This window comes from Brevundimonas sp., assembly GCF_016463485.1.
Classification (GTDB): Bacteria; Pseudomonadota; Alphaproteobacteria; order Caulobacterales; family Caulobacteraceae; genus Brevundimonas.
On sequence record NZ_JAEMRD010000103.1, the window covers coordinates 1 to 11,910 of the forward strand.

An 11,910-nucleotide genomic window follows, 5' to 3' on the forward strand; every position below is an offset into this window, starting at 1 on the left:
CCTCCACCCCTTCGGGGTCCCCTTCCCCACCCGCCAAGCGGCGAACGGGGAGGAAACTGATGGACACTCACGCTGGCACCCTGGAACGTTTCACGTGCGACAAAAGGGCGGTCAGGGCGCCGGGCGTCATGCCCTCGATCCGGCCCGCCTGGCCCAAGGTTGTGGGCCGCACCAGCGTGAGCTTCTCGCGCAGTTCGTTCGACAGGCCGCCGATCGACGCGTAGTCGATGTCGTGACCCAAGGCCAAAGCGTCTTCCCGGCGCAGCGCCGAGGCATCGGCCGCCTGGCGATCGAGATAGCCCGCGTAGCCCGCGTCGATCTCGACCTGCTCACGCACGGCGGCGGGCCAATTCGTGATCGAAGGAAAGGCCCCGGTGAAGGCCGACAGGTTCACGCCGGGGTAGGCAAGGAGAGCGCGCATCGATCGACGCTGCCCATCCGGATTGACGGTGATGCCCAGCGCCTGCGCCTCCTTCGGCGTGAAGGTTGTTTCGCGAACCAGGGCCGAGGCCTCAGAGAGGGCGGCCGCCTTGTCCCCATATCGTGCGGCACGGTCGGACGACACGATTCCGAGACCGATTCCGAGCGCCGTCAACCGTTGATCGGCGTTATCGGCCCGAAGCGTCAGACGGTACTCCGCGCGGCTTGTAAACATCCGGTATGGCTCGGTCACACCGCGTGTGACCAGATCGTCGATCATTACCCCTATATAAGCCTGGTCCCGCCCCAGCTGGATTTGCGGGCTGCCGGCGGCCGAGCGCGCGGCGTTCAGCCCGGCAATCAACCCTTGACTCCCCGCTTCCTCATACCCGGTCGTGCCGTTGATCTGACCGGCCAGAAACAGGCCCGGCCGGCGCTTGACCTCCAGCATCGGCGTCAGCTCGCGCGGATCGACATAATCGTACTCGATCGCATAGCCGAAGCGGAAAACCTCGACCGATTCCAGACCGGGCATGGTCCGCAGAAACGCCATCTGGGTCTCGGGCGAGACTGAGGTCGAGATGCCGTTGGGATAGACCGTCGGATCGTCCAGCCCCTCGGGTTCCAGGAAGACCTGATGCGAAGTCTTGTCGGCGAACCGCACAACCTTGTCCTCGATCGAGGGGCAATAGCGTGGGCCGCGTCCGGTCAGGTGGCCGCCATAGACGGCGCTTTCCCCCAGGTTGGCGGCGATGATGTCATGGGTCGCCTGGGTCGTGTGGGTGATGCCGCAGGCGATCTGGGGCACATCGATCCGGTCGGTCAGGAAGCTGAACGGCACGGGGACGTCGTCGGCCGCCTGCATCTCCAGACGGTCCCAGGCAATGGTGCGCCCATCGAGCCGCGCCGGGGTGCCGGTCTTGAGCCGCCCCATCAACAGGCCTGCGCCATAGAGGTCGGCGGCCAAGCCAGTCGAGGGCGCGTCACCGCGACGGCCAGCGGGCGTCCGCTCGTCGCCGCAGTGAATCACGCCGTTCAGGAAGGTCCCCGTGGTCAGGACCACGGCCCCGGCACGGATCGTCACCCCCTCCCCCGTCGTCACCCCGACGACGCGGTCGCCGTCGAGGACCAGGCCCTCGGCGGTGCCCGCCATCAGGGTCAGGTTCGGGGTCTGGGCCAGCTCGGCCTGCATGGCCTCGCGGTACAGGCGGCGATCGATCTGGCTGCGTGGCCCCTGGACGGCAGCCCCCTTGGACCGGTTCAGCAGTCGGAACTGGATCCCCGCCTTGTCGCCGATCCGGCCCATCAGCCCGTCCAGAGCGTCGATCTCGCGCACCAGATGCCCCTTGCCCAGGCCGCCGATGGCCGGATTGCAGCTCATCTCGCCGATGGTCTCGAGCTTCTGGGTCAGCAGCAGGGTGCGTGCGCCCGTCCGCGCGGACGCGGCCGCCGCCTCACAGCCGGCATGGCCACCGCCGATGACGATGACGTCGAAGGTTGAAGGGGAGTTCATGGCCCGGGACATAGGGGAAACGGCCGGGAATTTCCACGCTATGTTCTCCTCCCTGTCGGCGCAGCCGATGGGGAGGTGGATCCGAGCGCCTCCGCGAGGAGACGCCGGGGCCGACTCGGTGGTCGGCGTTCAGGCGTCAGAACCCTCAGCGTCGAAAGCGTGTCGCCCCTCCGTCACGGCGCTGAAGGAGCGCCGCGCCACCTCCCCATCCTGCGGATGAGGAGGAGACCCGTTCCTACTTCCCGATGCAGAAGGTGGAGAAGACTTCGCCCAGGACGTCCTCGACACCGATCGCGCCCGTGACGCGGGCCAGGGCGTCGGCGGCGCGGCGAAGGTCGTCGGCGGCCATCTCGGGTGCGATGTCGAGGGCGACGCGGCTCGCCTCGACGGCGGCAAGCGCCTCGGTCAGGCGCAGACGATGACGTTCGCGGGTGACGGCGGGGAAGTCGGTGCCCGACAGGTCACGGGCGAGGCGGGCGGCGATCCAGTCGTGAAGGTCTACAAGTCCCTGACCCGTGGTCGTGCTGAGCCTGATCGCGGCGTGGTCGGGCGACGGTCCCGGCACGGCAAGGTCGGCCTTGGTCAGGACCACCAGATCGTCGGGACGGGCGAAACCGGCGGCCACCCCCTCGGGATCACCGGGAGCCCGGACCCACAGACGCAGGTCGGCGTCGGCAGCTCTCGCCCTCGCCCGCCGCACACCTTCGGCCTCGATCGGGTCGTCGCTGTCGCGCAGGCCAGCGGTGTCGGACAGGGTGACGGCATAGCCGCCGATGACCAGTTCGGCATCCAGCACATCGCGGGTGGTGCCGGCGATCGGGGTCACGATGGCTGCTTCACGTGAAACAAGGGCGTTGAACAGGGACGACTTGCCGGCATTGGTCTCGCCGATCAGGACGATGCGATAGCCCTCCCGCACACGACGCCCCCGATCGGCGTCGGAGAGCGCGGCCCGCAGGTCGGCGATCAGCCGGTCCAGCACGGGCCCCGCCGTACGGGCCAGGTCGTCCGGGATCTCTTCGTCCGGAAAATCGATCTCAGCCTCGACCAGAGCCAGGGCGGTCAGCAAGTCGCGTCTGAACCCGCCGTAGGTGGCGCTGAGCGCGCCGTCGAGTTGGCCGAGCGCTTGCACCGCCTGGGCCGTCGTCTCGGCGTCGATCAGGTCCGCGACAGCCTCGGCCTGGGCCAGGTCCATGCGGCCGTTCTCGAAGGCGCGGCGGGTGAACTCGCCGGGGTCAGCGGGGCGTAGGCCGAGCGCGATCAGCGCGTTCGACACCGCCCCGACGACCGCACGCCCGCCATGCAGATGCAGCTCCGCACAGTCCTCGCCGGTGTAGGAATTCGGAGCAGGGAAGCGGAGTACCAGCGCCTGGTCGATCGACGCGCCGTTGTGGGTCAGGGTGCGCAAGGACGCAAGGCGGGGTTTGAGCCTGCCTGCCCCAAGAGCGGCGAGAGCGGCGTCCGTCCCCGGCCCCGAAAGACGCAGGATCGCGATGGCCCCGCGTCCCGGCGGTGTGGCGAGGGCGAAGATTGTAGAGGTCACATCGTTCCTCCCCATGGAAATGGGAGGGGGACCCCGAAGGGGTGGAGGGCCTCTATCAGCGCACGCGATCGCTGACAGAGCCCCTCCGTCTCCTCGCGAAGACCTCGGATCCACCTCCCCATCGCCATGCGATGGAGAGGAGACCTTTGCATCACGGCTTGGTCACCGACGTCGCCGCCGCCTGCATCAATTGCCGGAACTGGTCCTGGGCCTGGAGTCCGAAGCTGGTCCAGGACTTCATCAGTTCCTCGGGCTGCATGGCCGACATATTCGCGTCCATCCGCTTCTGCATCTCGGCGACCAGGTGGTCGTTGAGCGGCTCGACATTGGGCAGGCCCAAGAAGGCGCGCGCCTCGGCGGGTTCGCACTCGATCTCGATATTGACTTTCATGGCGGCGCTCCGACCTAGAGTTCATGCGTTCTTAGGCCGATCCGGTCCCCGAAAGGAACCCGCCAATGCCCACCTCGCACCCCTCCATCGCCGGGAAGCTGATCTGATGCGCGCCGTCAGGATGCAGGCGCCCGGCGGGCCCGAGGCGATGATCGTCGTCGATGTGCCGACCCCCGAGCCCGGGCCCGGTCAGGTCCGCGTCCGGCACGAGGCGATGGGCCTGAACTTCATCGACATCTATCAGCGGACAGGCCTCTATCCCCTGCCCTGTCCGACGGGTCTCGGTCTGGAGGGGGCAGGCGTCGTTGAGTCGGTCGGTGGGGGCGTGACGCGGTTCAAGGTCGGCGACCGCATCGCCTACGCCAGCGGCCCGGTCGGTGCCTATTCAGAGGCCCACGTGGTCGAGGCGGCCCGGGCGGTCCATGTACCTGACGATATCCCACTCACGGTCGCGGCCGGCGTGATGCTCAAAGGCATGACTGCGGAATACCTTGTTCGGCGAACGTTTCACGTGAAACAGGGCCAGGTCATCCTCGTCCACGCCGCCGCCGGCGGCGTCGGTCAGATCCTGTGTCAGTGGGCCAAAGGCCTTGGCGCGACCGTGATCGGTACCGTCGGATCGCCTGAAAAGGCCGACCTGGCCCGGACGCGCGGCTGTGATCACACTATCCTCTATCGCGACGAAGATATCGCCGCGCGGGTCCGTGAAATCACGGACAGCGAGGGTGTCGCCGTGGCCTATGACTCGGTCGGGGCCACGACCTTCGAGGCGTCGCTGGCGAGCCTCAGCCGGCGCGGGATGCTGGTGATCTTCGGCAACGCCTCCGGTCCGGTCCCGCCGTTCGATCCATTAAGACTGTCGCGCGGCGGGTCGTTGTTCGTCACCCGGCCGACCCTGTTCGACTATGTCGCCACGACCGAGGAGCTCGACGACAGCGCCGCCGCCCTGTTCGCCGAGATCGCCTCTGGACGGGTCAAGATCGAGATCGGACGGACGTTCAGGCTGGAAGATATCCAGGAGGCGCACCGTACGATGGAATCCCGCGATACAACGGGATCGAGCATCCTGGTTCCGTGAGTCTCGTCACTGTCGCGCAGCGATGGGGAGGTGGATCGAAGCGGAGCGACGGGCCGGAGGGGCTCTCGCCCCAGACGCGGTGCGTGTGGACTAAGCCCCTCCACCGCTTCGCGATCCCCCTCCCCGTCACAAGTGCGACGGGGAGGAGACGTAGCCTTACGTATTCATCGACTGGAAGAAGTCGGCGTTGTTCTTGGACTGGCGCAGCTTGTCGAGCAGGAACTCGATCGCATCCTGCGGGCCCATGGGGTTCAGGATGCGGCGCAGGACATAGGTCTTGGTCAGCTGGTCCTTCGGCGTGATCAGTTCTTCCTTGCGGGTGCCGGACTTCAGCACGTCGATGGCGGGGAAGATGCGCTTGTCGGCGACCTTGCGGTCCAGCACGATCTCGGAGTTGCCGGTGCCCTTGAACTCTTCGAAGATCACCTCGTCCATCCGCGAACCCGTGTCGATCAGGGCCGTGGCGATGATCGTCAGGGACCCGCCCTGCTCCACATTGCGCGCCGCACCGAAGAACCGCTTGGGCCGTTGCAGGGCGTTGGCGTCGACACCGCCGGTCAGGACCTTGCCCGACGACGGGACGGTGGCGTTGTAGGCCCGGCCCAGACGCGTGACCGAGTCCAGCAGGATGACGACATCGCGCTTGTGTTCGACCAGGCGCTTGGCCTTTTCGATCACCATTTCGGCGACGGCGACGTGGCGGGTGGCGGGCTCGTCGAAGGTCGAGGCCACGACCTCGCCCTTCACGGTGCGCTGCATGTCCGTCACTTCTTCGGGGCGTTCGTCGATCAGAAGGACGATCAGGAAGACCTCGGGGTGGTTCTTCTCGATCGACTTCGCAATGTTCTGCAGCATCACCGTCTTGCCGACGCGCGGCGGGGCGACGATCAGGCAGCGCTGACCTTTGCCGAGCGGGGCGACGATGTCGATGACCCGGCCCGAGCGATCCTTCAGCGTCGGATCCTGGATTTCCATGTGCAGCCGCTCGTCGGGATAGAGCGGCGTCAGGTTATCGAACAGGACCTTGGTCGAGACCGTCTCCGGGTTCTCGAAATTGATCGTATCGACCTTGAGCAGGGCGAAGTAGCGCTCGCCTTCGCGGGGACCACGCACGGCACCGTGGACGGTGTCGCCGTTCCTAAGGCCGAAGCGGCGGATCTGCGACGGCGAGACATAGATGTCGTCCGGGCCAGGCAGATAGTTGGCGCCGGGGCTGCGCAGGAAGCCGAAGCCGTCGGACAGGATTTCCAGAACCCCGTCGGCGATGATCTCGACCTCCTCGTCGGCGAGGGCCTTGAGGATGGCGAACAGCAGGTCCTGTTTGCGCAGGTTGCCGGCATTCTCGATCTCGAGCTGTTCGGCGAAGGCAACCAGGTCGGCCGGGGTCTTGTCGTTCAGTTCCTGAAGGGTGATCCGGCCGGACGGGACGACGGCATCGCCCTCCTCCTCGTCCTCGGCTTCGGCGGCCTCGATGGCGCTGTCGGCGGCGGCGATCTCTTCGGGGGTCGCGTCAGGCGACTGATCTTCCGACGAAGGCGTGTCCAGGGCCTCAGCCTCGGAAGCGGTGGACTCGGTATCGTTGGTGTCGGTCATGTGGGGATAGCACTCGGCCGCGCGCCCGGACGCCAGGCGGCGCGGGACGGGAGGCTTGGAAAAGATTGGCCTTGCGGGCCGGAGGGAGGACGTCGGGTCCGGCGGCGGCTTAAGAAGCCAGGCGCACCGGTCGGCGTGAAGAGAAGGGCAGCGCAGCCGAGACCACGCCTCACGCGCAGCGAAACCACGGAACGGGGGGTTGGGTCAAGCGGGGCTTGCATCTCCTCCCCGAGCCAAAGGCACGGGGAGGTGGCGCGGCGCTTCTTCAGCGCCGTGACGGAGGGGCTGTAAAATCAGATGCAGTGCGGGTTCTGACAGCCCCTCCACCGCTTCGCGGTCCCCCTCCCCGTCCGCCAAGCGGCGAACGGGGAGGAAATCACAACGTCCACTCCGTCGTCACCGACAGCACCATGACCATCGCCAGCAGGAAGGGAATCTCATTGGTCATGCGCCAGAACTTCGAGGTCCGCACCGACGTCCCCGCCAGGATGCGCTTGCGCTCTGCCGACAGGAAGCCATGCCAGCCGAACAGCAGGACAACGCCCAGCAGCTTCACGATCATCCAGGGCTGGGCGAGGAACTCAGGCCCCCGCATCTGGATGTCGAGATGGATCAGCCAGGCCCCGAAGATCAGCGACAGGGCCGCCGCCGGGTTCAGGATGATCTTCAGAAGCCGCCCCTGCCAGGCGCGCAGCAGGGTTCGCATCTCGGTCCTAAGCGGTGCGGGCTTGTCGGCCTGTTCGGCGTCATAGGCATAGAGGCGCGGCAGGAACAGCAGGCCGGCCATCCAGGCGATCACCGCCAGGATGTGCAGGCCACGGGCGATATCATAGGCGTTCATGCGGCGCGGCCTTCCAGCTCGGCCTGATAGGGACAGGCCTTCCAGCGTGCCTTGCAGCCCTGACCGCAGGGGGCGGTGACGATCGAGTCGCGACCCATAGCTCCGGTCACCGCATCGGCCAGCTGGCCGATGAAGGGGCTGGCCAGGCTGACGGTCGGGGTGCGCAGATAGGGAGCGACGCCGAGGCCGTGGGCCAGTTCGCCGTACTCGATGTCGAGTTCGACCAGGGTCTCGATATGTTCGGACACGAAGGCCACAGGGACCACGATGACACCGACACCGTCGCTGGCCGCCTGGGCGATGCCGTCGGGTGTGGTCGGCCCCAGCCACTTCATCGGCCCGACCCGGCTCTGGTAACAGAGGACATGATCGACGCCCTCGCCCAGCCCGGCCATCACGGCCGCGACGGTGGATTCGACCTGTTCCTGATAGGGATCGCCCTTCTTCAGGACCAGGCTCTCGGGAATGCCGTGGGCCGAGAAGAGCACCCGCACGGGCTCATCACCGGCCTGGGCCAGGGCGGCCCGGATGCCCTCGACCTGGGCTTCGATCCAGCCCGGCGCCTGCGGATAGCAGCAGACAGCCCGAACACGGCCGGGTCCTGAGTAGGCGGCGTTCCACGCCTTGAGCGAAGACTCGGTCGTCGTCGTCGAGAACTGCGGATACAGCGGCAGAAGAACCACTTCGTCCGGCGCGAAGTCAGCTACCTCGGCAGCGGCCTGCTCGGTCAACGGGTTCCAGTAGCGCATGGCGATGAAGGTGCGGACCTGATCGGCTGGCAAGGTGGCCCCCAGCACAGCCTCGAGAGCCGCCGCCTGTTTGCGGGTCTCGGGCAGCAGGGGTGAGCCGCCGCCGGCGTCCATCATCGCGTAGTTCGCTTGGGCCGAGGTCTCGCGTCGCGAGGAGATCAGCCGCGCGATGAGGGACCTTAGAAACCCGGGCAGGCCGATGATGGCGGGATCGCTGAACAGGTTGAACAGGAAGGGCTTCACCGAGGCGGCGTCATCCGGCCCGCCCAGGTTGAACAGGACGACGGCGATCCGACGCCCTTCCCGGATCCCGGTCATTGGGCACCGATCCGCTTCAGCACCTGTTCGACGTGGGCGATCGGCACATCGGGCAGGATGCCGTGGCCCAGGTTGAAGATCCACGGCCCGTCGCCCCAGGCCTGCATCAGCTGATCGACCCGCCGGTCCAGCAGGTCGCCGCCCACACGCAGCAGTAGCGGATCGAGCGCGCCCTGGATCGGCTTGATCGCCTGGACGCGCTTTCCGATCTCCAGCGGACAGGCTGTGTCGAGCGCCACGGCCTGGACGTCGACCTCGCGGGCATAGCGTTCGGCGTGGGCCGCCGAGCCGCGCGGAAAGCCGATCAGGGGCACGGTGACGCCGAGCTCGCGCGATCGGGCGACCAGCCGCTTGTGGGGCTCCAGCACCAGCCGGTCGAACAGGTCGTCGGGCAACCCTTCCGCCCAACTCTCGAAGATCTTGAGCACCTGGGCGCCAGCGTCCTGCTGCATCCGGAAATAGTGGGCGGTCGCCTCGATCAGGACGTCGAGCAGGCCATCGACCTTTTCGGGCTCCGCGTAGGCATAGGACCGCGCGGTGGCGCGCTCGCCCTTGCCGATCCGGTTGTGGTGGCCGTCCAGCATATAGGTGGCCACAGTCCAGGGCGCGCCAGCGAACCCGATCAGGGCCCGCTCGGGCTCCAGTACGGCGCGAACCCGGGACAGGGTCTGGCCGATAGAGGCCAGGTGTTCGCCGGCCCCCGCCGCCAGCTCCGCCATTCGGCCGACGACCGGCATTTCGCCCAGTCGCGGCCCCTCCCCCGTCTCGAACCAGACATCCTGACCCAGGGCCTGGGGGATCAGCAGGATGTCGGCGAAGACGATGGCGGCGTCGAAGCCGAACCGCCGCATGGGCTGAAGCGTCGCCTCGGCCGCCATTTCGGGGTTCATGCAGAAGGCGATGAAATCGGGGGCCTCGGCCCGCAGAGCCCGGTACTCCGGCAGGTAGCGCCCGGCCTGACGCATGAACCAGACAGGAGGACGGGGCGTAGTCTGTCCGGCGAGGACTTGGAGCAGGGCAGGCGTTGTCATGACCCGGCTCTACGAGACCCCCGCTTGCGTCTCAAGCCCCGCTCTCAAGCCTGACCCTCCCCTTCACCTGATCAAGAATAGAAAAAATATGGAGGCAGAAGGTAGGGCCCGGGATGACGGGGATCATATCGCCACATCGCCATGAACGTAAACAGAACCTTAACAGCCGCGTGACGGTCTCTGCGCGCATTCATCGCACCCTGTCGAAACCGGGGATAATCCTTAACCAATCCTTAACAGGCGGGGGTTTGAGCAGCGATCCGGCCGTTGACAGTGGCGGGCGCCGTTTACCTTTCGTTAAGGCTTTCCCCATGCGGGCGAACGAGGGGTCTCACGCGTGGGATAGTCGGTGCCACATCCGCTCCAACGGCGCCCGCGATCCCGTCTCGCCGTCCCGAGGGCGCGGCGCTATAGAGAACGGCGCCCCGGCAATGGGACGTTTCGACCCGACTTGAACGCCTCGTCCCAGGGGTGATCCACAGGAAGCCACGGATGCATCCCCACCTCAGTTTGCGGACCCCGTCGTGAGCCCGGCCCCGGCCGAGGGTGCCGCCGGACGGGGGCCGGGAGCATCCCGTCTCGCGACCTATTTTCACGTCCACCTGGTTTCGGACTCGACCGGCGAGACCCTGAACGCCATGGCCAAGGCGGTGACCGCCCGTTTCGACGGCGTCATCCCGATCGAGCACATCTATGCCCTGGTCCGGTCCTCCAAACAAATGGAGCGGGTGCTGGAGGAGATCGCCGTGGCCCCGGGCGTGGTTCTGCACACCCTCGTCGATCGCGACCTGCGGGCCCAGCTCGAGAAGGGCTGCCGGACCCTGGACATGCCGCACATCGGGGCGCTGGATCCGCTGGTTGGGGCTCTGTCCCGCTATCTGGGGGCGGCCCTGTCGACCCGGATCGGGGCCCAGCACGCGCTCGACCATGAATATTTCAACCGCATTGCGGCGCTCGATTACGCCATGGCCCATGACGACGGCCAGGGGACGCTGGAGCAGCTGGAAGGCGCCGACGTGGTCCTCTGTGGTGTCTCGCGCACCTCAAAGACCCCGACCTGCATCTATCTGGCCCACCGCGGCATCCGTGCCGCCAATGTCCCCCTGGTGCCAGGTCAGGAGGACGGAGAGCGGCTGGTGGCTCTGCGCAATCCGCTGGTGGTCGGCCTGACGGTATCGCCTGATCGCCTGATCCAGATCCGCAGGAACCGCCTTGATGGGCTCAACGCCGACCGGTCCTCGGCCTATGTCGATCACGACGCCGTGCGCGATGAGACGGTCAAGGCGCGTCGGGCCTTCGAGCGACGCGGCTGGCCTACCATCGACGTCACCCGCCGCTCCGTCGAGGAAACCGCCGCCGGTATCGTCAACCTGCTCAGCGAAAAACGCTCCCGCCGCCTCGGAGCCGCCTGGTGACGGGGGGAACGTCCCCCCGTGAAACCCTCGTACTCGCGTCGGGCAGCGCAGCCCGAGCGTCGATGCTCGTGAACGCAGGAGTCAGGTTCACGGTCGAGGTCGCGGGGGTGGACGAAGACGCGATCAAGGTCGCAATGTCGGACGCAACTCCCGAGGCCCTCGCGATGGAACTCGCCTGTGCCAAGGCCCTCGCCGTATCCCGCCATCGGCCCGAGGCCTGGGTGCTGGGGGCGGACCAGACTCTGGCCTTCGACGGTGGCCTGGTGTCCAAGGCCGGATCGGTCAAGGAAGCGCGGGCTCGACTGGCGAGGATGCGTGGTCGGACCCACACCCTGCATTCCGGCGCGGCCCTGACCAGGGACGGCGCGGTCGTCTGGTCCGGGGTCGATACGGCGCGGATGGTGATGCGCCAGACGTCCGACGCCTTCCTTGATGCCTATGTCGCCGAGGAAGGCGAGGCGATCCGGTCCTGTGTCGGCTCCTATCGGCTGGAGGGGCTGGGAGCCCAGTTGTTCGAGCGGGTAGAGGGCGACTATTTCACCGTCCTGGGCCTGCCGTTGTGGCCGGTACTGGCTGAACTGAGGCGCTGCGGCGTGTTGAGCCAATGACCGGCAAGTCGGCGAGCCGCCTGATCACCGGCGCGGCCAGACTGGGTGGCATCGTCGGCCGGCCCGTGGCCCATTCGCTGAGCCCCGTCATTCACAACGCCTGGATCGAGGCGGCGGGCATTGACGCCGTCTATGCGGCCTTTGCGCCGCCCGATGAGGCCGCGTTCGAGACCCTGGTCGCCTTTGGCCGGGCCGGGATGCTGGCCGGGGTCAATGTCACCGCCCCGTTCAAGGAACAGGCCTTCGCCCTGGCCGACACGGCAAGCGCCGAGGCCACCGCCTCCGGCTCGGCCAATGTGCTGGTTTTCGAGGACGGTCGGGTCCACGCCGAGTCCACCGACGGGTTCGGCCTGCTGGCGGCCCTGGCCGATCAGGCACCGGGGCTGACGCTTCAGGGGGCCGTCGTGGTC

Annotated in this window: 10 protein-coding genes and 1 pseudogene; 4 read left to right on the forward strand and 7 right to left on the reverse strand. The window is 67.2% G+C overall.

Translation table 11 applies throughout. The features are described 5' to 3' along the window. Window positions 1-67 precede the first annotated feature (67 nt). From mnmG to JHC99_RS13455, 3 genes are all read right to left on the reverse strand, one after another. The gene (gene mnmG / locus JHC99_RS13445; protein WP_292154895.1) at window positions 68-1,933 is read right to left on the reverse strand and encodes a tRNA uridine-5-carboxymethylaminomethyl(34) synthesis enzyme MnmG; all 1,866 of its coding nucleotides are present in this window, start codon (window positions 1,931-1,933) and stop codon (window positions 68-70) included. 235 nt (window positions 1,934-2,168) lie between these two features. Then, window positions 2,169-3,476, reverse strand: coding sequence for a tRNA uridine-5-carboxymethylaminomethyl(34) synthesis GTPase MnmE (mnmE, locus tag JHC99_RS13450; protein WP_292154896.1), 1,308 nt, complete (start codon window positions 3,474-3,476; stop codon window positions 2,169-2,171). Window positions 3,477-3,627: 151 nt separating this feature from the next. Then, window positions 3,628-3,867 (reverse strand): DUF6489 family protein, encoded by a 240-nt coding sequence (locus JHC99_RS13455; RefSeq protein WP_271145805.1) that lies wholly within the window; start codon window positions 3,865-3,867, stop codon window positions 3,628-3,630. 106 nt (window positions 3,868-3,973) lie between these two features. Between JHC99_RS13455 and JHC99_RS13460 the strand changes: the two genes are divergently transcribed. Continuing rightward, the gene (locus JHC99_RS13460; RefSeq protein ID WP_292154897.1) at window positions 3,974-4,945 is read left to right on the forward strand and encodes a quinone oxidoreductase; all 972 of its coding nucleotides are present in this window, start codon (window positions 3,974-3,976) and stop codon (window positions 4,943-4,945) included. A gap of 156 nt (window positions 4,946-5,101) precedes the next feature. Here the strand turns inward: JHC99_RS13460 and rho are convergent, their stop codons facing one another. The 4 genes from rho to hemE all read right to left on the reverse strand — a co-directional run bounded on the left by rho (window position 5,102) and on the right by hemE (window position 9,477). Further along, window positions 5,102-6,538 (reverse strand): transcription termination factor Rho, encoded by a 1,437-nt coding sequence (gene rho, locus JHC99_RS13465; RefSeq protein ID WP_292154898.1) that lies wholly within the window; start codon window positions 6,536-6,538, stop codon window positions 5,102-5,104. Between the two features lie 376 nt (window positions 6,539-6,914). Further along, complete coding sequence (locus JHC99_RS13470; protein ID WP_292154899.1) at window positions 6,915-7,379, reverse strand: CopD family protein; 465 nt, start codon at window positions 7,377-7,379, stop codon at window positions 6,915-6,917. After that, on the reverse strand, window positions 7,376-8,446 hold the full coding sequence (hemH, locus tag JHC99_RS13475; protein WP_292154900.1) for a ferrochelatase: 1,071 nt from the start codon (window positions 8,444-8,446) through the stop codon (window positions 7,376-7,378). The genes JHC99_RS13470 and hemH overlap by 4 nt, the downstream gene beginning before the upstream one ends. Next, on the reverse strand, window positions 8,443-9,477 hold the full coding sequence (gene hemE, locus JHC99_RS13480; RefSeq protein ID WP_292154901.1) for a uroporphyrinogen decarboxylase: 1,035 nt from the start codon (window positions 9,475-9,477) through the stop codon (window positions 8,443-8,445). Before hemE ends, hemH begins: the two co-directional genes overlap by 4 nt. A 524-nt stretch (window positions 9,478-10,001) precedes the next feature. Between hemE and JHC99_RS13485 the strand changes: the two genes are divergently transcribed. The 3 genes and pseudogenes from JHC99_RS13485 to JHC99_RS13495 all read left to right on the forward strand — a co-directional run. Beyond that, window positions 10,002-10,892 carry a pyruvate, water dikinase regulatory protein gene (locus JHC99_RS13485; RefSeq protein ID WP_292154902.1) on the forward strand — a complete coding sequence of 297 codons (891 nt, stop codon included), beginning with the start codon at window positions 10,002-10,004 and terminating at the stop codon, window positions 10,890-10,892. Then, window positions 10,889-11,500 carry a nucleoside triphosphate pyrophosphatase gene (locus tag JHC99_RS13490; RefSeq protein WP_292154903.1) on the forward strand — a complete coding sequence of 204 codons (612 nt, stop codon included), beginning with the start codon at window positions 10,889-10,891 and terminating at the stop codon, window positions 11,498-11,500. The genes JHC99_RS13485 and JHC99_RS13490 overlap by 4 nt, the downstream gene beginning before the upstream one ends. Continuing rightward, a pseudogene (locus tag JHC99_RS13495) lies at window positions 11,497-11,910 on the forward strand (shikimate dehydrogenase); the annotation flags it as partial. The gene JHC99_RS13490 and the pseudogene JHC99_RS13495, both read left to right, overlap by 4 nt.